The organism is Nocardia wallacei (assembly GCF_029868745.1).
Lineage (GTDB): Bacteria > Actinomycetota > Actinomycetes > Mycobacteriales > Mycobacteriaceae > Nocardia > Nocardia wallacei_B.
Window position 1 is genome coordinate 30,920 of record NZ_JARWOP010000377.1, and the last position, 22,454, is coordinate 53,373.

General features: G+C 66.8%; 24 protein-coding genes and 1 pseudogene. 6 read left to right on the plus strand and 19 right to left on the minus strand.

All coding sequences use genetic code 11. The annotated features are described in order from the left end of the window. Positions 1 to 232 precede the first annotated feature (232 nt). Together QH470_RS35460 and QH470_RS35465 are read left to right on the plus strand one after the other, a co-directional pair. Positions 233 to 1,417, plus strand: coding sequence for a sensor histidine kinase (locus tag QH470_RS35460; protein ID WP_280276765.1), 1,185 nt, complete (start codon positions 233 to 235; stop codon positions 1,415 to 1,417). Next, a complete protein-coding gene (locus QH470_RS35465) occupies positions 1,418 to 2,095 on the plus strand; it encodes a response regulator transcription factor (protein ID WP_280276766.1) in 678 nt (225 codons plus the stop codon). 228 nt (positions 2,096 to 2,323) lie between these two features. On the opposite strand, the gene QH470_RS35470 is transcribed toward QH470_RS35465, so the two are convergent. The 4 genes from QH470_RS35470 to QH470_RS35485 all read right to left on the minus strand — a co-directional run bounded on the left by QH470_RS35470 (position 2,324) and on the right by QH470_RS35485 (position 5,186). Continuing rightward, positions 2,324 to 2,482 carry a hypothetical protein gene (locus QH470_RS35470; RefSeq protein ID WP_280276767.1) on the minus strand — a complete coding sequence of 53 codons (159 nt, stop codon included), beginning with the start codon at positions 2,480 to 2,482 and terminating at the stop codon, positions 2,324 to 2,326. A 186-nt stretch (positions 2,483 to 2,668) separates the two neighbouring features. Then, complete coding sequence (locus QH470_RS35475; RefSeq protein ID WP_280276768.1) at positions 2,669 to 3,355, minus strand: zinc ribbon domain-containing protein; 687 nt, start codon at positions 3,353 to 3,355, stop codon at positions 2,669 to 2,671. Between the two features lie 28 nt (positions 3,356 to 3,383). Beyond that, positions 3,384 to 3,755: a hypothetical protein gene (locus QH470_RS35480; RefSeq protein WP_280276769.1), complete on the minus strand. Its 372-nt coding sequence runs from the start codon at positions 3,753 to 3,755 to the stop codon at positions 3,384 to 3,386. Between the two features lie 9 nt (positions 3,756 to 3,764). Continuing rightward, on the minus strand, positions 3,765 to 5,186 hold the full coding sequence (locus QH470_RS35485; RefSeq protein WP_280276770.1) for a hypothetical protein: 1,422 nt from the start codon (positions 5,184 to 5,186) through the stop codon (positions 3,765 to 3,767). Between the two features lie 830 nt (positions 5,187 to 6,016). On the opposite strand from QH470_RS35485, the gene QH470_RS35490 reads away from it, so the two are divergent. Next, positions 6,017 to 6,898 (plus strand): helix-turn-helix domain-containing protein, encoded by an 882-nt coding sequence (locus tag QH470_RS35490; RefSeq protein WP_280276771.1) that lies wholly within the window; start codon positions 6,017 to 6,019, stop codon positions 6,896 to 6,898. Positions 6,899 to 6,959: 61 nt separating this feature from the next. On the opposite strand, the gene QH470_RS35495 is transcribed toward QH470_RS35490, so the two are convergent. The 13 genes and pseudogenes from QH470_RS35495 to QH470_RS35555 all read right to left on the minus strand — a co-directional run bounded on the left by QH470_RS35495 (position 6,960) and on the right by QH470_RS35555 (position 18,754). Beyond that, positions 6,960 to 8,657, minus strand: coding sequence for a hydroxysqualene dehydroxylase (locus QH470_RS35495; protein WP_280276802.1), 1,698 nt, complete (start codon positions 8,655 to 8,657; stop codon positions 6,960 to 6,962). Between the two features lie 345 nt (positions 8,658 to 9,002). Beyond that, positions 9,003 to 10,262, minus strand: coding sequence for a diguanylate cyclase domain-containing protein (locus QH470_RS35500; RefSeq protein WP_280276772.1), 1,260 nt, complete (start codon positions 10,260 to 10,262; stop codon positions 9,003 to 9,005). A 142-nt stretch (positions 10,263 to 10,404) separates the two neighbouring features. Then, positions 10,405 to 10,824 (minus strand): hypothetical protein, encoded by a 420-nt coding sequence (locus QH470_RS35505; RefSeq protein ID WP_280276773.1) that lies wholly within the window; start codon positions 10,822 to 10,824, stop codon positions 10,405 to 10,407. 491 nt (positions 10,825 to 11,315) lie between these two features. After that, a complete protein-coding gene (locus tag QH470_RS35510; protein ID WP_280276774.1) occupies positions 11,316 to 12,110 on the minus strand; it encodes an alpha/beta hydrolase family protein in 795 nt (264 codons plus the stop codon). Positions 12,111 to 12,177: 67 nt separating this feature from the next. Further along, positions 12,178 to 12,528, minus strand: coding sequence for a hypothetical protein (locus QH470_RS35515; protein ID WP_280276775.1), 351 nt, complete (start codon positions 12,526 to 12,528; stop codon positions 12,178 to 12,180). Next, a complete protein-coding gene (locus tag QH470_RS35520) occupies positions 12,525 to 13,265 on the minus strand; it encodes a HalD/BesD family halogenase (RefSeq protein ID WP_280276776.1) in 741 nt (246 codons plus the stop codon). The genes QH470_RS35515 and QH470_RS35520 overlap by 4 nt, the downstream gene beginning before the upstream one ends. Beyond that, on the minus strand, positions 13,262 to 13,615 hold the full coding sequence (locus QH470_RS38390; RefSeq protein WP_425302835.1) for a 2-oxoglutarate and iron-dependent oxygenase domain-containing protein: 354 nt from the start codon (positions 13,613 to 13,615) through the stop codon (positions 13,262 to 13,264). The genes QH470_RS35520 and QH470_RS38390 overlap by 4 nt, the downstream gene beginning before the upstream one ends. 167 nt (positions 13,616 to 13,782) lie before the next feature. After that, positions 13,783 to 13,911, minus strand: a complete 129-nt coding sequence (locus tag QH470_RS35530) for a hypothetical protein (RefSeq protein ID WP_280276777.1) — start codon at positions 13,909 to 13,911, stop codon at positions 13,783 to 13,785. A 161-nt stretch (positions 13,912 to 14,072) separates the two neighbouring features. Next, positions 14,073 to 14,921, minus strand: a pseudogene (locus QH470_RS35535) (metal-dependent hydrolase); the annotation flags it as partial. A gap of 185 nt (positions 14,922 to 15,106) precedes the next feature. Next, the gene (locus QH470_RS35540; RefSeq protein ID WP_280276779.1) at positions 15,107 to 15,481 is read right to left on the minus strand and encodes a hypothetical protein; all 375 of its coding nucleotides are present in this window, start codon (positions 15,479 to 15,481) and stop codon (positions 15,107 to 15,109) included. A 375-nt stretch (positions 15,482 to 15,856) separates the two neighbouring features. Further along, entirely contained in the window at positions 15,857 to 16,804 is a 948-nt protein-coding gene (locus tag QH470_RS35545) for an esterase/lipase family protein (protein ID WP_280276780.1), read from the minus strand. Positions 16,805 to 16,912: 108 nt separating this feature from the next. After that, positions 16,913 to 17,611 carry a TetR/AcrR family transcriptional regulator gene (locus QH470_RS35550; RefSeq protein WP_280276781.1) on the minus strand — a complete coding sequence of 233 codons (699 nt, stop codon included), beginning with the start codon at positions 17,609 to 17,611 and terminating at the stop codon, positions 16,913 to 16,915. 717 nt (positions 17,612 to 18,328) lie between these two features. After that, on the minus strand, positions 18,329 to 18,754 hold the full coding sequence (locus QH470_RS35555; protein ID WP_280276782.1) for a winged helix-turn-helix transcriptional regulator: 426 nt from the start codon (positions 18,752 to 18,754) through the stop codon (positions 18,329 to 18,331). Positions 18,755 to 18,883: 129 nt separating this feature from the next. Here QH470_RS35555 and QH470_RS35560 point away from each other — a divergent pair, with 129 nt between their 5' ends. Continuing rightward, the gene (locus QH470_RS35560; protein WP_280276783.1) at positions 18,884 to 19,756 is read left to right on the plus strand and encodes an aldo/keto reductase family oxidoreductase; all 873 of its coding nucleotides are present in this window, start codon (positions 18,884 to 18,886) and stop codon (positions 19,754 to 19,756) included. A gap of 327 nt (positions 19,757 to 20,083) precedes the next feature. Continuing rightward, complete coding sequence (locus tag QH470_RS35565; protein WP_280276784.1) at positions 20,084 to 20,257, plus strand: CsbD family protein; 174 nt, start codon at positions 20,084 to 20,086, stop codon at positions 20,255 to 20,257. A 172-nt stretch (positions 20,258 to 20,429) separates the two neighbouring features. Here QH470_RS35565 and QH470_RS35570 read toward each other — a convergent pair whose 3' ends face one another. Further along, positions 20,430 to 20,663 carry a DUF3039 domain-containing protein gene (locus tag QH470_RS35570; protein WP_280276785.1) on the minus strand — a complete coding sequence of 78 codons (234 nt, stop codon included), beginning with the start codon at positions 20,661 to 20,663 and terminating at the stop codon, positions 20,430 to 20,432. Positions 20,664 to 20,797: 134 nt separating this feature from the next. Here QH470_RS35570 and QH470_RS35575 point away from each other — a divergent pair, with 134 nt between their 5' ends. After that, a complete protein-coding gene (locus QH470_RS35575; protein WP_425302836.1) occupies positions 20,798 to 21,172 on the plus strand; it encodes a DUF3099 domain-containing protein in 375 nt (124 codons plus the stop codon). Here QH470_RS35575 and QH470_RS35580 read toward each other — a convergent pair. Next, positions 21,143 to 22,447: an MFS transporter gene (locus QH470_RS35580; protein WP_280276803.1), complete on the minus strand. Its 1,305-nt coding sequence runs from the start codon at positions 22,445 to 22,447 to the stop codon at positions 21,143 to 21,145. The genes QH470_RS35575 and QH470_RS35580 overlap by 30 nt on opposite strands. Between the last annotated feature and the right edge of the window lie 7 nt (positions 22,448 to 22,454).

Genomic DNA, 22,454 nt, shown 5'->3' on the forward strand with positions numbered 1-22,454 from the left:
TCATACGCTGCTACTCCCCGACGAACTGGCGCCGACCACGAGCACACCGTCCGCTGGGGGCTCGTGGCCGGCTGGTACACGAACGAGTCTGTCGGGCCCGCTTCACCCGCACATCGCTCCGACGGCGGCAATCGTGTTCGACGAAAGTCGAGGCGGCGATTCGACCCGGGTCGAGCACACCTCAGCCGCTGGGCTGCTGCTTCCGGCCGCTCGGTGTCGCGATAATGGCCGGGTGAACACCGACGGCGCCGCACGACTCGGGGCATGGCAGCAGGCCTGGCGGCTGGCGGCGGCCACGACAATCGGCATACCCCTGTGGATCTCCGTCGCCGCGGCGCTGCCGGCGGGCTGCGCGGCCGACACGTGTTCCTGGTTCGTCATCGGTGATCCGCTGATCGCACTCGGCTGCCTGACGGTGTTGTTGTGGCGGCGGCGGTTTCCGTTCACCGTCGCCCTGGTGGTCGCGGTCGCTTCGGCCGCGTCGGCGCTAGCCACCGGTGCCGCACTGCTGGCACTGTGTTCGCTGGCCACTCGCCGCCGTCCCGTCGAGATCGGGGTGGTCGTCGTGGCGTATGTGACCGCGGCGCAGTTCACCGAAGACTTCTACCCGAAAGGCACGCTGCCCGCACCGGTCTGGTTGCAACTCGCGCTGCCGGTATTGAGCGCGGGGATCGCGGTGGCAACCGGTGTGGCCATCGACGCCCGCCGCGCCGAAGTGCGGTCGCTGCGGGACCGCGCCGACAGCGCGGAACGCGAACAGGCCGCCCGGGCGGCACAGGCACGGGCAATGGAACGCAACCGGATCGCCCGCGAGATGCACGATGTGCTCGCGCACCGGATCTCGCTGGTCGCCATGCAAGCCGGTGTCCTGGACCACCGTGACGACCTCTCCGCCGAGGAGCAGCGCACGCTGGTCCGCGGTATCGCCGAGGGCTCCCGCCAAGCGCTGGAAGAACTCCGCGACGTCCTCGGCGTCCTCCGCGCCGACCCCGACCGCACCGAACCACCGCAACCCACCCTGGACCGGATCCCCGAGCTGGTGGCCGACGCCCGGTCGTCGGGCCTGGACGTCACGCTCGCCACCACGGTGACCGCGACCCCACCCGAGACCATAGGACGGACCGGCTATCGGGTAGTTCAGGAAGGGCTGACCAACGCCGCGAAACATGCCCCGGCCGCAAGGGTCCACATCACCGTCGACGGGACGCCCGGCGGCGAGTTGCACGTCAGCGTCCGCAATTCGGCGGCCGCCACCGCCGTTGCCCGGCCACCGGCCTCGGGCTTCGGTCTCCTCGGCCTCGCCGAACGAATCACCCTCGCCGGCGGAACCCTCGACCACCATCGCACATCCGACAACGGGTACGTTCTCACCGCGCAACTCCCTTGGGCGGAGCGCGATTACGAGAAAAGAGCATGAGTGCACAGTGAACAGGAGCCGGTGCGCGTCGTCATCGTCGACGACGACCAGCTGGTGCGGATGGCGCTGCGACTTGTCATCGACGGCGAGCCGGATCTGACCGTCGTCGCGGAGGCCGCCGACGGGGACACCGCGATCACGGTGGTGGAAGAACAGCGCCCGGACGTCGTGCTGATGGATGTGCGGATGCCCGGCCGCGACGGTGTCGACACCACCCGGTATCTCCGCGCCGCACCGGCCGCGCCGGCGGTCCTCATGCTGACCACCTTCGACTCCGACGAGCTGGTACTCGGCGCCCTGCGCGCCGGGGCACTCGGCTTCGTCCTCAAGGACACCCCGCCCGCCCGGATCGCCGACGCCGTGCGCACCGTCGCGGCCGGCAACCCCGTGCTGTCCCCCACGGTCACGGCGCGGGTGATCGCCGCGGCCACCGGACCGGGTTCCGCCGAAGCCCGCAGCGCCTCCCGCCACGCCGCGCGGAAACGGCTGGCCGCCCTGTCCGAACGCGAACTCGACACCGCGCGGGCCATCGCGGACGGACTGGCCAACCCGGAGATCGCCGCGCGGTTACAGGTCACCGTCGCCACCGTCAAGGCGCACACCGGCAATCTGTTCACCAAGCTGGGCGTCGACAATCGGGTACAGATCGCGCTCTTGGTCCGCGACGCAGAACAATGACCCAGGCAGCCGGACAACCCAAGCGGCGGTGGGTGTCGAAATCGCAGTCGGGAAACCGACATTCGCCGGATCATGTACGCAATACCGATGCGTGAGCAGGTACCTGAGCAATCACGATTGCCGGAGGGAGGGGATGTCTGGCCTTCCGGCGTCACGGGAACAGCTCAACCACCACACCCATGCGACCGCGACAGAGACCGAATTCGTCCTCTGGACACCCACATTCGGTCAGCCGTGCACGGTCGGCGTCACGGTGGGTTGGCGCAACCTGGACAGCGGCGAGGCCGGGTCTTTTACAAGTGTGGTGCGAGGCAATGCGACATTCCAGACGGGGTCGCAGGAACTCGATTTGCCGACCGGTCCGGGCAGGATAGTCCTGTCTCTCACGACAGACCGCCCGCACCTTCCCGTCGCTGACATCGAAATCGCCGTTCCTTAGCCGTAACCCGCGCGCGCTACCTTGCCTGAGGGCGTGTCGGACCAGGATGCGCTGTGGCACCGACACATTCGGGCCAACCCACCACACCGAAAGCTCTACGACACCAACTGAACTCGAACCCGGGTGCCGCGTCCCTACTGTTCACTCATGCGGGCACCCACTATTTCGCCGTTGTCGACGAGGTAATAGCCGGTGTAGCCGCGGTGGCTGCCGTCGGTCTGGGTGGCTTCGAGAATCACGTCGACCTGGTTGCCGGTGACAGTGCCGATGGTGATCTTGTCGCGGGCGGTGGTGGCGAATCCGGCGGCGAAGTGCTCGTAACTGGTGTCGAGGTTGTGGCCGCCGAGATTCCATGCGGCCAGGTAGTCGTGGCGGTTCGCTGCGTCGAAGTAGTTCCACACCACCGCGGCGGGACCCGACAGGGCGGGAGTGGTGGACGTGAGTGTGGTGGTCACCGGCTGCGGTCGGATGCTGGAGGGGTAGCGCCAGGTCGTCGTGCTCGCCGGGCGATCGACGTCTGCCGTGGGCTGCGAGTCGGACTTATGTCGCGCGAGGATCGCTCCGGTGACCACGGCCAAGACGAGGAGGACGAGTATTGCCGGTACCAGGGCCGCGATGGGTAGCCGTGCGGTCCGGCGCCGCCGCGGCGTCTGGTCCGGTGGTGCGGTGCGTGGCAGGAGCGAACCACAGTCGGTGCAGTATCGGCGATCGAGGTCGTCGACGGCGTGGCCGCAGTGCCAGCACAGCGGTGAACCGCAGGCGGTGCAGTGGCGCTGCCGTGAGCCGGTGAGTTCGTGTCCGCAGTGCCAGCAGGTCGGCATCGGCGCTCCCCGTCCGCTCGCCGTGCTGTCAGCTGCCGAACACGGTGTCGACCGCTGTGCGCAGGGCGCCGGCGAGTTCGGAGGCGGCGCCGAGTCCGGCGACCGCGTCCCCGATCACGTCGAGAAATGCAGCCAGCAGACGCCGTTCGGGCCGTGGTTTCCCCGCTTCTTCGGCCGCATGCTCGATGGTGGTCACGATCTTCTCGCGGTCCTCGAGGTTCTCCGATGCGCGGACCTGAGCCAGCAATTCGGTGAGCCCGGCGCGTAGTTCATCGAGTGTGGCCGGTGCCGCGGTGTGGGAGACCGTGTTGTGCGCGATTACCGATCCGTCGCGGCCCGCGATCACCGAGCCGGTTGCGGTTACGTCGCCGCCGATGTGGACTCCGTCGTTGGTGTTCATCGAATCCTCCTAGGACTCCGTGGGTTTGCGGCCGCTGTGAGTGGCCGCCATGCTCACGACCGCCGATTGGCCGCCGATAGCCGAGTTCACGAGGTTCACATCACCGCCGATGGAGACGTTCGAATTCACGATCTGTTCGGCCCGACGGCGCAGCTCCGCGGTATCGATGTTGTGTTCGGCGAGGTAGTCGCCGAGGGTGTCGATGACTCGCTTCTCCACCGTCTTCGTGTACATCTGTTCGTCGAGGAGTTGGAAGTGCCGCTGGTATCCCAAGGAAAGCTGCCCTTTGTGGCGGCGCAGGTCGCTGGCGGCTTCCCGGATGCTGATGACAGCCCCGTGGTCGAAGGTGAACGATTGCTCGATCTCGTCGAGCTGGCGGCGCAGCTTGCGCCGGAAACGCCACGGCCCCAACACATAGTGCAGAGAGTTCGGGATGCATCGCAGAGCCAGCCGCGGCAGTGCGCGCAGACTGCCCCACATCAGCCGCAGCACCGGCTTCAGCGCCGGCCGCAGCAGCAGATCGTCGATTTCGTGGTAGATCTCGCGCAGCGGTGGCAGGACACAGTAGTTGACCTCGACGAACAGCGAGGTATCGGAGATCACCAGGCGGATGAACGCCGACCACACGAATTCGCCGTTCCAGCCGATGATTTCGGTCGCCAGATACGGGCGCGCGTGGTCTTCGGGATGCGCCATAAGTGCTGTCATGGTGGCTTCGTCGATCGAATCCACCGGGCAGTCCTCGGGGTCGGGCACGAACCGGTCGTCGTGGTGGGCGTCGGCGCCGTTGACGAACAGCCGGTCGTAGACCCGGATCCCGGGGACATCCAGGTCGGTGATCGACTTGTTCAGTCGCTGGTACAGGTCGGTGACGGTGAACGTGTCCACCGGGTCGTCGGCACGGCCGGGCTTGGTGATGTCGATGGCGAACGACCAGCCGCGCACACTCCAGCCGTGGCCCAGGAACGGGTTGTAGCCCTGATAGATCGTGATGTTGCCGTCGGCATTGCGCGATACGTGCGGCATCTGGCCGCGGGCCAGAGCGCCACGCACAGGCGGGGTGCCGGCGGATCCGAATGCCTTGTGCCGCAAGCTGCTTGCCGTAGCACCCCACCGCGCCAGATAGCCTTCGGCGAACACGATGCCCCAGCCCAATACCGCCAGATACACCACTCCGCCCAAGACCGCGTCGAAGAGCTCGAACACCACGCCCAAACCCAGTGACAGCCCGGGGCCCACGGCCGTATAGACGATGAACCCGATCAGCAGCCCCGCGAGCGCGATGTCGCGCACGGTGTGGCGCCGCCGCGCCGCCACCGCGTGGCGGCACACCGCGTCCAGATCGACCGCCGGTGACTGCGCCACGGCGCGGCGGGGCTCCTCCAACACGTTCTCGACCACGATCCGCGCCAGCGCACTATCGAAATGCATTGCCGCACAAAGGTATCTCGTCGCCTCCACATTCCTTTCAGCCGTCTCGGGCTCCGGCCGCGCCGCAGTGATATCGGAAGGTTTGCGCCCGCAGCCGCCGCAATAGGCGTAACCGTCGGGATTTTCGTAATGGCATCTCGGACAGCGCATCAGCGCACCCCCTCGAAAGTTCGAAAGATCGGCAATTGCTGCGAGTTCCCCTGCACCTCAACAGTTCCCCCAGAGTAGCGGCCGAACAGTCACGGCCGTCCGCCTTACCGCGTGGTAAAGGGCGAAGGTCCCGGCGCCTGGCTCCGGAAGTCCCGGCCCTGCGGCCGGAAATCACCCGGCCGGCACCCCGGCACGTTAGGGGAAGGGGGAATTCAAGCGTGGTTGACCCCACCCCACCAGGGCGGGTGCGGAGGCCGGACTGAACACTTGGGTGGTGGAGGGCACGTCCAGTAGTCGAGGCCCATCCGTTCGGTCAGAACACCTGTGAAATCGGGGTGAGGTTTCCCGGAACCTGTCGCCATGCGTGCGTCGGTGGCGATGTATCGAAGCCCTTCTGCTGCGTTGCCGCACGTCAATTCCGCGCGGTTCATAGGCGCGGTCGTCCGTGGGTGTCACAGATAGGGATGCCGCGCTGGCGGAGTTTCGTCAGAGTTCCGAATTGGTAACTCGCCATTCGCAATCCTGCCAGGCAATCGAAATCGGATCGGGAATCGGAAGCCTGCCATCCCCCCGATCGAGTGCGGGGCGGACGCGAATGTTACGGGGAGAGAACGAATCACAATGATTCGATGCCGATTTCGACTTGACCTTGCAGTGGGTGGAAGGTGCAGGTTGGTGCCATGCACGACGACACCGAGCGGTACACGATCGGACAGCTGGCACGACGTACCGGGTTGTCGGCCCGCACGATCCGGTTCTGGTCCGACGCCGGGATTATTCCGCCGACGGCACGGTCGCCGGGTGGGTATCGGCTCTACGACGTCGACGCGATCGAGCGTCTCGAGTTGGTCCACACGCTTCGTCGTTTGGGGCTGGATCTACCGACCGTACGGAGCGTCCTCGACCGGCAGACCACGCTGGCCGAGGTCGCCGAGACACATGTCCGCGCGTTGGACGCGCAGATCCGGACCTTGCGGCTCAGTCGCGCCGTATTGAGCACCGTCGCCAAACGCGGCAGTACTACCGAGGAGATGACACTGATGCACAAGTTGGCCCGACTGTCGGTGCAGGAACGCCGGCAGATCATCGACGGTTTCGTCGGCAGGGTGTTCGCCGGGGTAGACGACGAGGACGCACTCGTCATCGCCGACTTCATGCGCGAGATGCCATCGACGCTGCCCGATGACCCCACGGTTGACCAGGTCGATGCCTGGGTGGAGTTGGCCGAACTCGTCGCGGACGAGGACTTCGAACGGGTGCTGCGGCGAATGGTGCTCCATGGCGTGTCCGACAACCGGATCGAATTCGGCCTCACTATTCGGCCGTTGGTACTCGAACATGCGGGCCGGGCACTCAAGGCGGGCATCGCGCCGGACTCCGAGGAGGGGCGCGTGATCCTCGATCGGATCGTGCCTGCGAATCTTGCTGAATCGGAATCGCTTTCGCTGCTCGCCTGGCTCGAGACCGTTGCGGAGTCGAGGGTCGAACGGTACTGGCAGTTGCTGAGCCTGATCAGCGATCGCACACCGGAGGAGCCCAGCGTCCCGCCTTTCAGTGAGTAGCGACAGCGCTCGAGGCACAACGGAACGGTAGCTGATCATCGGCACGCCGACATCGAGCACGTTATTCCAGATCGAGTACGTGAGGCCGGCCGGCTCGGTAGCGGGCGAGGTCGGCTCGTTTGAATGCCTCCACTTCCCGCGGCCGGTAACCGTCGAACAGTGCCGCGCGATGCTCGCGCGATCCCGCTTCGTCGAGCAGGGCGTTCACCGCATGGCGAGCGGCTTCACTGGCCGTCTCCATCGATGCGAAATCGATGTTTCTCGGCGCCTGCACGTAGTCCGACGCCAGGAACAGGTTCGGGATCGCGGTCCGGGCCGTCGGCCGGTTGTGCCATGAGCCAACGGTATTGAGGAAGAAGGGCTCGTCGTTGCGAGCCTGCGGGGTGCCCGGGTCGACGATGGAATGTGCGAGGGAGTACGACTCGATCAGGTCGTCGGTGAGGATCGGGGCGCCGCCGCCGTTGAGGTGCGTCTTCATCTGCGCCCACGTTTCCTCGGCGATCTGCTGGGGCGTGCAGTCTTTGGCGGGTTTGCCATACAGCATGCCGGGCGTGTCGGTCCAGTCCGAGATCACCACGGAGAAGGACTCCCGCTCGGCGCCACTCCCCCAGTTCGAGGCAAAATCCTCGCGCCAGAACTGTGATTGGGAGATCGATACCAGCTTCCAGGGCGAGTCGATGTAGGCGATGTGCCCAGCGGTACCGGGGAGTTCCCTATCGAGATAGAACTGTATGCCCGCCGACCAGGTCGTCTGCAACTGCGCCAGTTTCCCGAGCGCGGGGTCCGCGGCCAGCAGGTCCGGCGTGGAAACAATCGGCTGAGCGCGCTCGAGCGGCACGGCGAGAACGAACCAGTCCGCACTGATCGTCTCCGGTCCGCGCGGACCACTGATGCGGGCAGCGGCGATCCGGTTACCCTCAACCGCGAGCCCGGTGATCGCCGCGGGCAACCGGAACTCGACACCTTGGCTTCGCAGGTACCGCTCCCACGGGTCTATCCACGCGTCGTTGGTGGGCGCGTTCATGATTCGGTTCAGCTGACCATCGCTACCGGGATAGTCGAGCTCGGAATAGAACAGCGCCTCGAGGCCCGAGCCGACGGTGCGCGCGCTGCCGACCTCGGCCTTCAGTGCTTCGATGATCTGCGACTGTGCCGCGAAAAGCCGCTGATAGTCAAGCGATTTGGTCTCGGCACGCAGGTAGTCCCACCACGTGAGGAACTCCCATTGTCCGAAGCGGCGTTCGTCGCAACTGGTGAAATACATCAGCATGCGCTCGGCGAGGTATGCCTGCTCGTGCGGCGGGATGTCGATGAGAACCTGCAGCGATCCGAGGACAGCCTGCCGAAACCCGTCGAGGTCGGCAAACGTATTGGAGATCCCGGCGGGCACCCCGAGGCCGAAACGACCACCGTCCCGGGCCAGCATCACGTAATCGACCACCGTGAGGTTGTCGTACACACCACGCGGATTACCCGGAAATGGTATGCGGCGCAAGGTATCCGGCAGGTGTCGATAGAACCCGAAGTAGCCACGGTGGCCGTGCTCACCGGGAAGGTCACGGCGACCGGACTGCCCCGTGCCGGGCACCGCCGTGCTTATCGCCTTACCTCCCAGCGCCTTTCGCTCGTACACCGTGACGGAGAAGCCCCGCTCGGCAAGCTCGTGTGCGACCGTTAGACCAGCCACCCCGCCGCCGAACACAGCGACGGTATTCCGCCCGCCACCCGGCCGGGCAGCCGCGGACGGCGCGCCGAGCATCACATCCAACCCGGCCGCACTCACCGCGCCGCCCGCCGCCTGCAGAAACGAGCGCCGGCCGACCCGGCGTTCACCGACGATCACTCCGGGAGCAGCCGACGGCCATGAGGGTTTCATGGACATGATACTGATGTCTCCTCGCGTTCGCGTGCGATGGCGACCCGTCACGAACCCCCTTGTCCGAACCCGGATGTCATGAGAATGATCATTAACTTATGTCCACATATATACCGCGCCCAGCCACCCACCGCAATCGTGGAAAGAGCGGTGGAGGGGGTCGTCGCGCGGCCGACGACTGCATCCCCTCGGCATGGCCAGACGTCGTCGCCGCGACACAGCGGAGGGTCAGGTCGGTGCGTGTTGGAGACGGTGCCGACGCCGGGTCTTGGCGAGGTAGAGCCGTCGGTCCGCCGCGTCGAGGAGCGCGTCGGCCGCGGTGTGCGCCACCGGCGCGAGGACGGCACCGACACTGAGCGACAAAGCGATCCGGAGTTCGTCGATGACGACCGGAACGGTCAGCGCGGACCGCAGGGTGGCGGCGATGGCCGCGAGCCGCGACTCGTCGACCGGTGGCGGCAGGAACACCACGAACTCGTCGCCACCGAACCGGGCGAGGGTGCAGCCGTGGTGGCGCAGATGCCGGCGCAGCCGGGCGGCGACCGCACGCAATACCTCGTCGCCGGCACGGTGACCGTAGGTGTCGTTGACCTGTTTGAAGTCGTCGAGATCGGCGAAACACATTCCCGCACAAGCGTTATCGGTCGCCGCACCTGCGGCTGCGTGCAGGAGGTCGAGCAGATGCCGCCGGTTGGGCAAACCGGTGAGCGGGTCGTGCAGGGCCTGCCAGCGCAGTTCGTCCTGCAGCAGGCGGCGTTCGGTGACATCCTCGCCGACAGCCAGCAGATAGTCGTCCTGCCCGTCGCCGCCGGGCACGTAGGTGATGGTGAACGCGGCCCATCGGGTGTCCCCGGCGGGCGCGAGACCCCGGCCCTCGATCCGCACCGATCCTTTGCGCGCCGCGACGAGTTCACCGAACACCCGCGCGTGGATGTCCTCGAGATCGTCCGGATGCGCGAAATGATGCACCGGCATCCCCCGCAGCGTCTCGACCGGCGCGCCGAGCATCGCCGCCAGACACTGGTTCGCGTCGATCAGAACACCGCGAGTGTCGGCGATACCGATCGCGACCGCGGTGTTGTCGAATACGACCCGGAACCGGTCGGCGGCAGCCCGGTCCGCCTCCACGGCACCGGCGTGTTCCGGCAGCGCTGCCGCTCGGGCCTGCTCGTATCCGCGTGCCAGCGCGGCGAGAACGCCCGCGGCCCGCACCGCCGCATCCCGGCGACCGGTCGCGACAGCGATCTGTGCCAGCAGCGGTGCCGACAACACCGGCACCGCGGGATCCCACGGCAGCGCCCGAGCCAGCGCGTGTCCGATACCGGCACCGGCGGCACCGTCGAACGGCTCGGCATCCACCGCCGCGGTGAACTCGTCGACCAAGCGGCCCAACATCATCGGTAACCGCGGCCGCCGCACGGCCGCGCCTAGGATGCCCAGGGCGTCGTGCCACTGGGCGACCCATTCCGAACGTCGCTGTTCGTCCACCGCTGAAGTCCCCGCTCCTCATACCCCGCCGGAAAGACCATAGACGGGCTCGTGCAGACACACACGATAAGCGCTGGTCGCGCAACGGGCAGTCGTACGGTGAACGGTTCGGGTTCTAGGGCTACCCGAATCCGCACGCCGCCTACTCGCCTTCGAGAGTGCGGATGGTTCGCGAGTCGAGTGGGTAGACATCGACTCGGGCCTTTCCTGCCACGCCGCGCAGATCGGCGATCACGGCATCATCCGGCAGCCCTGCGGCAATGGCCGCCAGTGCCGCATCCGATCCGCGCCGCAGCGCGACGGCCGCCACGGGCTCGATGCCGTTTTCGTGGTCGTGCCGTATGCCCGCTCGATCGGCATAGACGTCGGCGAACTTGCTCGCGTCACCACCCGACTCGGTCCATGCCGCCAGCACGTCGCCGGCGAGTTCCATGAGCAGGTCCGGTAGCGACTCGGCAAGGCGCACAGTCTCGCTGGAGGCCCAGAAGATGAACACCGGACCCCACGCGCCGCTGTCGGCGTCGAGTGCGCGCCGCGTCCACCGGCTTGTGCTACATACCAATTCGTGGCGTCGTCGACCCCGGGATCGAGCACCATCAGCCCGCCCGACGCGTCCGCGGCGCTTCGCAGTTCCGCAATCACCCGAGCAATATCCCGGTGCTCCATAAGCTCCTCCGACAACGAATCTTCGTACCAACCAACTGGCCTGGCCCATCCCGGCGTCGCCCGAACACGGACGAGGTCGCCTCCGGGCTCGAGTTCCTCGCTTCGCCACTGCTGGGCGGTGTGATGAGACCGAAGGAGGCTACCTGCCCGCGCTGAACCACGTCACTCGCTGGCGAACACACCCACATGCCGCGACCCGGGTGTCGGGTAGTCGTCCAAATCTCTTGGTCGACACAGCTTCTCGACGCACGCTGCGGCATTCCGCTTGTTCGAGTGGCCGAAGTCGTTGCTCGTCAATCGGTCTCGCGCATGCGCTCACATGCCGGTAGGCGCCGTCGGCGAGGTGGCGGTATGCCAGGGGCGACTCGGCATGGGGACGGCCGTCGCCTAGGCGGCCGCTGCGAGCCGGCGCCGGAACCATTCGGACAGGCTCGCGTCCACCTCGCGGGCCGGCGGCGACTGGGGTGCGGGCTCGATGCCCGGCTCGTCGGCGAGTGGGTGTGCCAGTCCGGGAATGGACAGCAACTCGGCCCGGTTGCCCAGTGCGTCCGCCAGCTGTAATGCGTCGGCGCGCAGTGCCGGGTGGTCGTCCTCGCCGCTGACGATCAACAGTGGCGCGCGCTCGGCGATGGCTTCGGCCCGGGGGATGAAATCCAGTGCGTCGACAATCTTTTCGGACTCGGCGTCGTAGGGATAGTCCCCGAAGAGGTCGACGACCGACCGCATCCGGATGGCGGCATTCACGAGGGCGCCGGCGAAGACCGGAATCTCGCTGTCGGCGAGAATCCGCAGCGCGACCGCACCGCCGAGGGAGCCGCCGAGCACACCGATCGGCCCGTTGTCGACCGGCAACTGAGCGCGCAGCGATTCCAGCGCTGCCGGGAATTCCTCGACCGCCTGCCGGACGAACGGATGTAGATACAACATCAACGGATCCTTGGTGGCCAACTCCACGATGGCGTCGGTACTACCGTCGACCATGCGCGCCCCGCACAGAGGCATACCGAGATGCACTCGCCACGCCGGCACGTCGTTCATCGGCAACGCGGCGGCGAAGGCGGCATCCGACCTCGGCGCGTCCAGCATGTGCCAGGTGATGATCAATGCCGTGGCGCTTTCGCGGGAAGGCGGTAGCGCGGTGAAAGGCACGCCGGCGGCGGTGCCCGTGATCGGTGAACGCATGCGACCACAGTAGAGGCCGAGGTGGGGCGGACATAGTGAGCACCGCGTGTGGATATTCTTTCAGCAGTCAGTTCACCGAGCCGAATCCGGCGTAGTCGGGCAGTAGGGCGTCGTGAATGTTCTGCGGGCACAACGGGGATAGGGCGAGCACGTCCTCGGTACGCGGGTACGCCAGTTGGCCGAGAGCACCTAGGGCGCGGCCGCGGCGAGCGCTCGGGCCACCGCGGGTGCGGTTGCCAGGTCGTCGGCGAACAGGACGCGCAGACGGTGCGGGTGGTGCGAGCGTGGCGACGTGGCCCTCGCCGAGTCCGCCGAATTCGGGGCGATGGGTGACCACGGCGGCCGCGTCGCCCCGGGCGGCCAACGGTCCGAGGATGGTAGCGCCGATTTCGCCGTAGCCGAGGAATGCGATCCTCATGGCGTCGCCCACAACGTGTCCATTGTTTCGTGACTGAGGGTTTTGGTGAGGTCTCGGTGGGCGGCGAAGGCCATGTTGAGGATCAGTCGGCGCCCGCTGGACAGCGGATAGACCCGGTGCAGGGAGGTGTCGGTGCGCATGAGGTAGAGGTCGCCCGGGCGCAACTCCGCGGACAGGATCGGCCGACCGATGAACTGGCGGTGCAGACGTGGATTTTCCTTGTCCCACAAAGTATTCGGCACATATTGCACGAATCCGCCGTCCTCGACGGGTGGGCAGTCCAGGACCCAGACAAGGGCGAAACTGTAGTCGTCCCAATGCCATCCGTGGGTATCACCGGATTCGGTCAGCTCGGTGATCACGAATTGCTCGGGCTCGTAGGGGCAGCGCAGTACCGGTTCACCGGTGATTACGGCCAAGGCCTGGCGCAGGCTCTCGGATTCGTAGAGGGCGGGAATCACGGCGCCGTGTCGATGGATTTCGCTGCGGCGCACATTACGCATGCGGCGTGGCGTGTGTCCGGTTTCGGCGAATCGTAGCTCGCGACGAGTTCCGTGCGAGGTGATCAGCGCTTCGGCTTCCGCGCGGACGGCCGCTGTGACCGTCTCGGGGCCCAGGAAACCCGTTGTGGTGAAACCGGATTCACGGAACTCGCGGCCTGCGTGTGACAGTTCTCCGGTTTCGGCAAGGCCGGCGAGATGCGCGGTGAGCGCGGTCAGCAACGCGGTCGTGTTCATGACACCGCCCGGCACCGGCGACCGACCACGGCATCCGATCGTGGTGCGAGGAAGAATGCCGCACTGAAGCGGTCCCGGCCACCGGGCGGGCTGAGCACGCGATGCACCGCGGCCCGCAATTCCGGCAGTGCGGTCGTCCATTGATTGGGCCCGATCAAACGCAGATACCGAGGATCTCCGGGCCCGAGTTCCAGCGGTGGTCGTTCCGGGCCGGCATCGAACTGCTCCCGCCAGTCCGGTCGACCACGGGTGTGCTCACCACCCACCCGCGAACAGCCGTGGAACTGAGCCCGCAACTCGCGCCGTGCCGCGGGATCATCGCGGGACAAGTCCACCGTCGCGACATCCATACCCGAACTCCTTCGAATACCGAAGGTGGGCGAGAAACCCACCGGGCCAACGGTTTCCGGACAGCACTGGCCGGGTGCGATTTGAGCGCAGTCCCCATTGTGTCTTGAGCGGGCCGCGCCTCGCAGGGAGATCACCGAAGTCCGCACCTCGTGTGGTGGTGTGGAAGTCAGTCGCGTTCGTAGATGGCGGCCAGTTCTCGTTCGTAGTCCATGGATACGTCGTCGCCTGCGGTGAGCACGACACTGCTGAGTAGCGCGGCGATGATCGGGAAGGGGCTCGCGTAGTCCGAGCTCACGGCCTGGCCGCGGTCGCGGCCGATGTTGGATCCTTCGGCGTTCTTCGTTCGGTGTCTAGAACCGACGTTCGTGCAGACGTATTCTGACGCCGTTTCTAGGGGTTGCGGGCGCTGTCGTCGGCGACGTCGTGGTGTCGCCCGGCGGGAGGGTTGTCGGTGACGAGGTGGTCGACGAGTGTGCCTCTCTCACTGAACAATTCGGCTGTCCAGTGCCGGAGCAACTCGCTGTTGTCGAAATCGTCTGGATGGAACCCGGGCCTGTTGTAGGCGCGGAGTCGTCGGCGGACAGCGGGTTCCACGAACGGTGAGTTCCGCAGCGCGGCCAGGCTGCGGATCAGGGTGAACGGGTTGTAGCTCGCGCGGTCACGCATGAGCGATGCGGTGGTGAAGAGGAGGGCGGTGAGGAGGAAGCCGGCGGAGCCGTAACGCATGGCCCAGATTCGGCGGCGGTCGCTGCCGCCGACGGCGCGATAGACGTCGAAGGCGACCGACCGGTGCTCAGACTCTTCCAAGGCGTGCCACAGCAGGATCGACCGCACTTCGCCGTCGCCGAGCAGTGCCTGTGCCCGATGGTCGCCGAGCAGGGTTTCGGCGGCTACCGCTGTGTAGTGTTCGAAGGCTGCGGTGAGGGCCAGGCAGGTCAGCGGTGACAGCCCCCGCTCGTAGAGGGAGACCACTCGGGCGATGGTGCGATCGACCAGGCGGGTGGGATAGCCCATGTGTTGGAGGCGTTCGTTGAGTTCCCGGTGTTCTCGGCCGTGGGTGGCCTCCTGGCCGATGAATCCTTTGACCCGGGAACGCAATTCGGGGTCGGTGATCTGGTCGGTGAATCGGCGTACGGATCGGATGAAGAAGTCCTCGCCCTCGGGGAAGGTGGCGGACAGGTAGGCCACCAGGTGGCTCATGACGAGATCGCCGCGGGCGTAGTGGTGGTCCAGTGATCCGGCGGGGTAATGGAATCGGATCCGGCGTGCGCGGACGGCAGGCTTCGTGGTGGCGCCGGCGCTCATGAGGTCGACTTCCCGGCGGCGCCGATGGTTATACGGCTGACCGCCCGGGCGACGGCCGGGGCCTGCTCACGCAGTTTCGCGAGTTGTTCCGGGGTGGGCTGAGGTGAGGACATGATGCTGTCTTTCTGTGTGCCGCAATGGGATCGATGTTCGACAACTTCGGTGGTGACGGGAACGCCGCATGATCACGCCCATGGGAACGGCGGCGGAGTGGGCGGGGAGGGTGGCATCGGTGGGGTCGGCGGCGCGGGTGGCGTCGGGACTGTGGGGCCGGACGAGCTGCCGAAGCGTTGCCACGCCGCTTGCCTCGAGGTTTTGAACACCTCGCCGATCTCGGCCCAGGTGTGCCCCTCCGCGCGAGCCTGCCGCACCAGCGTGTGCACGATATCGTCGACCACTTCGTCGAGACTGTGTGCCGCGCGCAGTGCGGCCATGACCGAGGCGGCGGACGTACCTTCGGCCGGGTCGAGGACATCGGCGACGATATGAGCGTTGGCGGCCAACAGTTTTCGCAGTATCGCCTTTTCGTCCGCGGTCGGTGCCTGGGCCGGTTCCTTCATATGTAAAGGCTGCCTTGACAGCACTCCCGTTGTCAAGGTCTGGTTTACAGACTCCCATCGAGTTTGCGGACAGCACACAGAACCTGTGCACCGCAACCACGCCATGGTGAGCAGGCGGCCTCAGCCCGTGCTGCACGCGTCAGACCGGACTGCTGCCGTGAGTCCCGGGCGCACTGCACGACCGGTCCAGCAGGTGCACGTGGCCATTTCGCGTGACACGCCGTTGTCTTCGACGAGGTCGCTGATCTCGTCGAGGTAGCGGTCGCGGGGCAGACTCCGGGTGAGCAGGGCGTGGATTAAACAGCGTCCATCCAGCTGGGCCGAGACAGCCCGCACTGGGATCTTGCGAGCCGCGTTCGTCGGTGTTGCCCGGTTTTATTGCCCGGGGCCGGTGGGGGGAACTCCGATCGCGGGCAGGACCAGGGTGCATTCCACCGGTTGCGGATGTCCGGGGTCGAGGGCGTTGAGGACCAGTCGGGCGGTGACGGGGTCGGAGTTGATGGACAGGTGGTCGGCGTAGTCCTGGGGGCACAGATCCTGCACGATGTGGTTCGCGACTCCGGGTTCCTCGATCAGACCCGCTGTGTAGGGCAGGATTTCGTCGTACCTGGTGACGATCTGGGTGTAGGCGATGCCGGGTACCGCGATTCCGCCGTCGTGCAGCTCCCGCATGAACGTCGAGTCCGGTTGCCCCTCTCCTTGGACGATGTCGGCCGAGCCGGTGGTCACGATGTTGCGGTCGAAGCCCTGTACAGCGCCGGCGAGCCCGATCATCTTCGACACCTTCCCGGCGCCGCCACCGGCTTTGAGGTACCAGTAGGGCATGGTCGCGCCGAGCGAGTGCCCGACGATCGCGACCTTCGGCGCGCCGGTAGCTCGGCGGACGCGGTCGACGAAGGCGTCGAGAGTCGCCGCACCGTCGCGCATCGATCCCAGGCCCCCGATGAACCCGTCGGGATCACCGCCCGGACCGCCGTAGGTCAGCGCGTACACGCAGTAACCCGCGTTGGCCAGCAACGGGCCGTAGGTCTGCCAGTTGTTGTTGCGGTTGGCCAGAATTCCGTGGACCAGAACGACCGGCTCCGGGTGTTGCGCTGTGGGCGTGCACGCCCAATCGTTGGTCCCCGGCGGGCTGGCCGCCCCGCCGCCTTGCAGCGCGGCCCGGATCGCGTCGATCAGGAACTGGTTCGACACCGGATACGGCTGCGCGGGAAGTGGATCGGCGTGTGCAGGTGCCACGGCACCGAGGACGGCGGTCAGCACCGCGGCAGCGGCAAGGAGGCCGTGCCGGAACGCCCTTGTTCCGGACGGGTTTCCACTCATTGTTGCTCCTTCGATCGGGGGTACGAACTAGCGCGTGTCCGCGCATCGCCGACGGACTGTCGGTGATGTGGTCCTCACCGGTCGGGCCGGGCCGACAGGTGTCGGCGGTCAGTTCGGTTGAGCGCGTTTGCGTTTGCGTGTGCGGGGCGACACTGGTGGTGGTGTGCCGGTGAGGATCGGGGTGATGGCGATACGCGCGAAGCGCTCGATCGCGGCGAGGTCGGCGAGGTCGTCGACGAGGCTGGGGGCCGCGACGTAACCGAGGGTCAGGTGGACCACGGCGTCGGCTTGGCGATCGGGATCGCCGGGGGGCAGCGCACCGGCGGACTGGGCGGCGGCGAGGTGGGTCCGTACCGCGGTATGACCCCACCGCATCGGGGACGGGTCGCCGTGATCGAGCGCCTGCACCAACTCGGCGCGGCGCTCGGGGTCCCCGACGCCGAACAGCGGATGGCGGTGGACCAGGTGGAGGAAGGCGGCGAATCCCTCGACCAGTTGGTCGGTGGGGTCGGTGACCAGCGCGATTCGTTCGGTCAGCCCATCCAGCATGCGGCTGAACTCACGAGCCAGAGCACGCTCGAACAACTGGTCCTTACCGGCGAATCGCCGGAACAACGTGGTACGGCCCACCCCCGATTCGGCCGCGACGTCATCCATGGTCGCCTCACGGGTGCCCTTGCGGGCCAGCACCGCGATGGCCGCGTCCAGCACCCGGGCCTCGGTCTCGTCACCGGCCGGCGCGGCGTGCGCGATGGAGCCGACAGCGCGCGTCAGCAAGTGGGACAGCGGGGCACCTGGTCTGGTCACCGTCCAATCCTGACACAATGGAACTACCACCCCTGTAATAGTTCCGCAGAACTATTAAGGCGTCAATAGTCCCAAACCGTGGACAGCACCGCTCACCGGCCACCGTGCTGCCGCGCCTCGCGACTGAGATGTCAGTAGCTTTTCGCCACGAAAACTGTCAATGAACTCCCGCGTGTCAGCGGCGAGTTCGGGCAGTGAAGGTGTCGGAGCGGACGATGTGGCGGTGGGTGCGACCGCGCCGAACTTCTGGGTCGCGTTGCGGGCGGCGATCGGGAGATCAGGGCCTGAAACCCTGGACAGGCAGGTATGTTCTGCGGAGTGGGGAAGTCAGGTAGGGGGCTGTTGAGGTTTCCGTTGATTCGCCGGCGACGGCGTACAAAACTTCGTGTACGACGCGTTTATCTCCTACAGCGGTGAACGAGATCGTGTGCTGGTTCCACAGATCCAGCACGGGGTCGAGCGGCTTGCCAAGCCTTGGCGTCCGACTCGGCGTGGAGTTGCTCGGTGGCTTCTGGCCCCCGTCAACGGTGTCGGTGCTGTGGCGTCGGCGGACCCGGTTTCGTAGGCGTGGGCGACGAGGGCGGCTTGCAGCATTGTCGTCGTGCTTCTGGTCGGGGATCAGGACGGTTCCGCGGTGAATGCGTGCTCGACTTGACCCGCGTCCGCTGCACTACACGCATGGTCGGGCCGGTGGCGGAGACAGGGAACGCTGCCACCCTAGGAGGCTCGTGCGTCGTGGCTCTCGCGATGGGCGAGGACGTGTTCCATATGGGTCTGGGCCCACTGTCTGAGCCCGCGTGTCAGGTGGTGGAGTGAGAGGCCGAGGTCGGTCAGCTCGTAGGTGACGGTGACAGGGACCGTGGGTGTCACGGTTCGGATGAGCAAGCCGTCGCGTTCGAGCGCCCGCAGGGTCTGGGTCAGCATCTTCTGGCTGACGCCGGCCAGTAGCCGGGCCAGCTCGGAGTAGCGCATCGCCTTCGGAGTGTTCGATCCACCGGGTGTGTCACCGCCCAGTGCACACAGGATCAGCACGACCCACTTGTCCGAGATCCGGTCGAGGAGCTGACGGCTGGGACACACCGCCAGAAACGCGTTGTACTCCGCCTTGGCTTGCGCTTGTTTGTCGGCCTTCGTCGTTGCCACTGATCTCACGTCTCGCCTTCTGGGTTGTTACGCACTTCAGAGTGCCTACTTCCCGGCAGGAAGTTCCTCTCCAATACTGGTGCAAGGGGGCTGGAGACACCACCCCGGCATGAAATGAAAGGCGCCACGATGAACACGCCCTCCGCACCTCTTCCCGGCGGAACCTGGACGCTGGGTGAGTCGCCCGTCACCCGGTTCGGCTACGGCGCGATGCAACTCGCCGGCCCGTGGGTCATGGGCCCGCCCGCCGACCACGACGGCGCCCTGGCTGTGCTGCGCGAGGCGATCAGCCTCGGGATCACCCACATCGACACCAGCGATGCCTACGGGCCGCGCATCACGAACGAGCTGATCCGCGAAGCGCTGCACCCCTACCCGGAACCGCTGTTCATCGCCACCAAGGTGGGTGCCACCCGCGACGCCCAGGGCGGCTGGCCCACCGCCCGGCGCCCCGAAGAGCTGCGCAAGCAGGTCCATGAGAACCTCCAATCGCTCGGAGTCGAGACCCTCGACCTGGTCAACATGCGCATGGGCGACGCTCAGGGCCCCCAACCCGGCTCGATCACCGAAGCATTCGAGACGCTTGTCGTCCTTCAGCAAGAGGGACTCATCCGCCACCTCGGTGTCAGCAACGTCACCGGCACGCAGGTCGCCCAGGCGCGCAGCATCGCCCCGATCGTGTGCGTGCAGAACATGTACAACCTCGCCCACCGCCACGACGACGACCTCGTAGACCACCTCGCCGCCGAGGGCATCGCCTACGTGCCGTTCTTCCCGCTGGGAGGCTTCACGCCGCTGCAGTCCGAGGCTCTCTCACAGGTCGCGAACCGACTGGCGGCGACGCCCATGTCGATCGCGCTGGCTTGGCTGATGCAGCGCTCGCCGAACATCCTGCTCATCCCCGGCACTTCGTCCACCGCTCACCTGCGCGAGAACATCGCCGGAGCCGGGCTCCTCCTCTCCGACGAGGATGTGGCCGAACTCGACAGCATCGGTCACTGACCAGCGCACCGGCGCGCCCGAGAGCCGCTGGCAGTGCGAACATGAGCACAGATGCGGGAAGTCCGGGTCGCCGGTCGCGGAAAACCCGGATATTGCCGCAGAGACAACCGCCATCGAAGGTCCGGGACACGGCGCGAATCCTAGCCAGCCACACCGACAATCAGTCCGCCGCCGACTGCGGTGAGGCGACATGAAAGTGTCGATCACGATTACTCGCCGTGCGGGGTGAGCCGATCGCCGCCGCGGTGTTTGACGACGGCTTCCAGGGCAATGACGGTTGCAGGCCGGCGGCAACTGCCACCGGACTCCTCACGAAGGGAGACCGCAATGGGCGCCACGGACAAGGCCAAGAACAAGCTCGACGATCTGACGGGGCAGGCCAAGGAGAAGTTCGGCCAAGCGGCCGGCGATGCCGACACGGAAAACGAGGGCAAGGCCGACCAGGCGAAGTCCAACATCAAGGACGCGGGCGAGAAGATCCAGGACGCCTTCGACAAGTAGCCCACGCCCCCACCCCGGTCCTCGGGCGCCGCCAGCTGCGAGTTGCAGGGCAGCGAGGGCGATCCGAGCGCGGGGTGGCTGCCATCAACCGCATGTGAGCGAAGTGGCACCAAAGTGACACTTTGGGCCGACCCTGGTCAACCAACCAGAGGCCCCTGACGAGCGAAAAAGCCTAGTCCTTCTTCATCAGCTCGTAGATCCGCTTGCACTCCGGGCAGACGGGGGAGCCGGGCTTGGCGGAGCGGGTGACGGGGAAGACTTCGCCGCAGAGGGCTACCACGTGGGTGCCCATGACGGCACTCTCGGCGATCTTTTCCTTTTTCACGTAGTGGAAGTACTTGGGGGTGTCGTCGGTGGTCGACTCGTCGGTGGTCGTATCCGGACGCACGAGGGTGTCAGTGCTCACGTGGTCCATGATGCCAGCCGCGCCGGTCCGTGTGTGCAATCGGTGGCGTCGAGTGGAAGACTCGAGGTATGCAGCGTGACGGCGAATCCCCTGAAGCCGAAGACCGCGACGATGAGGTTCGCCCCGAGTTCGAGATGCGTCCACCCGGTTCGGTCCCCCGCCCGTCGCGCCCGTCCGGCGGCTATTTCCCCGGCGAGGACCAGCGCCCCACCCTGATCACCGAGGCCGCTCCGTCGCTGGAGCAGCAGCATCGTGACCGGGTGCGCCGGTACACGATCATCATGGCGTTCCGCATACCGTGCCTGGTGCTCGCGGCGATCGCCTACGGACTGTGGGCCAACCCGCTGATCTCGCTGGCCATCATCGGGGTGTCCATCCCGCTGCCGTGGATCGCCGTGCTGATCGCCAACGACCGCCCGCCGCGCCGCAAGGACGAACCCAGTCGCTGGGACGGCCGCCGCGCCGCCAAGGCCCTCGAGTCAGGCAGCCACCGGTCGATCGACAGCTGAGCCGCGCCGGATCACCGCCGACATCACGGCCGCGGCGCCGCACAGCGCACCGGCGAGATACCAGGCCAGATCGTAGCTGCCCTGCAGGTCACGGATGACGCCCGCGCCGGTCGCGGCGAGCGCGGCGCCGACCTGATGGGAGGCGAACACCCAGCCGAAGGCGATGGGCCCGTCCTCACCGAAGTGCTTGCGGCACAGGGCCACCGTGGGCGGGACCGTGGCGATCCAGTCGAGGCCGTAGAAGATGATGAAAACCCACATGCTCGGGCGGGTGTCGGGCGCGAACAGCGCGGGCAGGATCAGCAGCGACAGCCCCCGCAGCGAGTAGTAGGCGACCAGCAGATAGCGCGAGTCGACCCGGTCGGTGAACCAGCCGGAGGCGATGGTCCCGGCCACGTCGAAGATTCCGACGACGGCCAGCAGGCCCGCCGCGGTGGTCGGCGGCATGCCGTGATCGTGTACGGCGCTGACGAAATGGGTGCCGACGAGTCCGTTGGTGGACGCCCCGCACACCGCGAAACCGCCTGCCAGCAGCCAGAATTGGGGCGTCCGGGCGACCCTCGCGAGCACCGTCAGCGCGCGTCCCGCGCCGCCGGACACCGCCGTCCGCACCCCCGCGGCGCTGCCTGGTTCAGCGCCGTAGGCCCGCGCGCCCACGTCGCTCGGGAAGTCGCGGATGAACAGCAGCACCAGCGGGACGACCGCCAGCGCGGTTCCCGCCACCACCAATGACGGCACCCGCCAGCCGTGGGCCTGTGCCAGCGCGGAGATCAGTGGCAAGAAGACCAGTTGCCCGGTCGCCCCGGCCGCGGTCAGTACGCCGGTGACCAGCCCGCGGTGACGCACGAACCACCGGCCGGTGATCGTGGCGACGAACGGCATGGACATCGAGCCCACCCCGATTCCCACCAGCAGACCCCAGGTCGCCAGCAGTTGCCACGATTCGGTCATGAACACGGTCAGGCCGCTGCCCGCCGCCACCAGCAGCAGGGCGCTCGCGACCACGCGGCGGATGCCGAACCGGTCCATCAGCGCCGCCGCGAACGGCGAAATCAGGCCGTACAACAGGACATTCAGCGAAACCGCCGAGCCGATGGTGCCGTGCGACCAGCCGAACTCCTCGTGCAGCGGATCCATCAGCACGCTCGGCACCGACCGGAATCCGGCCGCGCCGATCAGTGCCACGAATCCGGCCGCCGCGACCGCCCAGGCCGGATGCGGGAGAGGAAAACGCTTGCGCCGCACGGGGGTAACCGCGTCGGCGGGGTCTCGCAATTCGGTC

Excerpts from the sequence above, each read along its gene's own strand:
- QH470_RS35475 (WP_280276768.1), bottom strand. The coding sequence starts at position 3,355 with ATGCCGACCTGCTGGCACTGCGGACACGAACTCACCGGCTCACGGCAG.
- QH470_RS35480 (WP_280276769.1), bottom strand. The coding sequence starts at position 3,755 with ATGAACACCAACGACGGAGTCCACATCGGCGGCGACGTAACCGCAACC.
- QH470_RS35485 (WP_280276770.1), bottom strand. The coding sequence starts at position 5,186 with ATGCATTTCGATAGTGCGCTGGCGCGGATCGTGGTCGAGAACGTGTTG.
- QH470_RS35490 (WP_280276771.1), top strand. The coding sequence starts at position 6,017 with ATGCACGACGACACCGAGCGGTACACGATCGGACAGCTGGCACGACGT.
- QH470_RS35495 (WP_280276802.1), bottom strand. The coding sequence starts at position 8,657 with ATGCTCGGCGCGCCGTCCGCGGCTGCCCGGCCGGGTGGCGGGCGGAAT.
- QH470_RS35510 (WP_280276774.1), bottom strand. The coding sequence starts at position 12,110 with ATGCGTTCACCGATCACGGGCACCGCCGCCGGCGTGCCTTTCACCGCG.
- QH470_RS35515 (WP_280276775.1), bottom strand. The coding sequence starts at position 12,528 with ATGAGGATCGCATTCCTCGGCTACGGCGAAATCGGCGCTACCATCCTC.
- QH470_RS35520 (WP_280276776.1), bottom strand. The coding sequence starts at position 13,265 with ATGAACACGACCGCGTTGCTGACCGCGCTCACCGCGCATCTCGCCGGC.
- QH470_RS38390 (WP_425302835.1), bottom strand. The coding sequence starts at position 13,615 with ATGGATGTCGCGACGGTGGACTTGTCCCGCGATGATCCCGCGGCACGG.
- QH470_RS35540 (WP_280276779.1), bottom strand. The coding sequence starts at position 15,481 with ATGAAGGAACCGGCCCAGGCACCGACCGCGGACGAAAAGGCGATACTG.
- QH470_RS35545 (WP_280276780.1), bottom strand. The coding sequence starts at position 16,804 with ATGAGTGGAAACCCGTCCGGAACAAGGGCGTTCCGGCACGGCCTCCTT.
- QH470_RS35560 (WP_280276783.1), top strand. The coding sequence starts at position 18,884 with ATGAACACGCCCTCCGCACCTCTTCCCGGCGGAACCTGGACGCTGGGT.
- QH470_RS35565 (WP_280276784.1), top strand. The coding sequence starts at position 20,084 with ATGGGCGCCACGGACAAGGCCAAGAACAAGCTCGACGATCTGACGGGG.
- QH470_RS35575 (WP_425302836.1), top strand. The coding sequence starts at position 20,798 with ATGCGTCCACCCGGTTCGGTCCCCCGCCCGTCGCGCCCGTCCGGCGGC.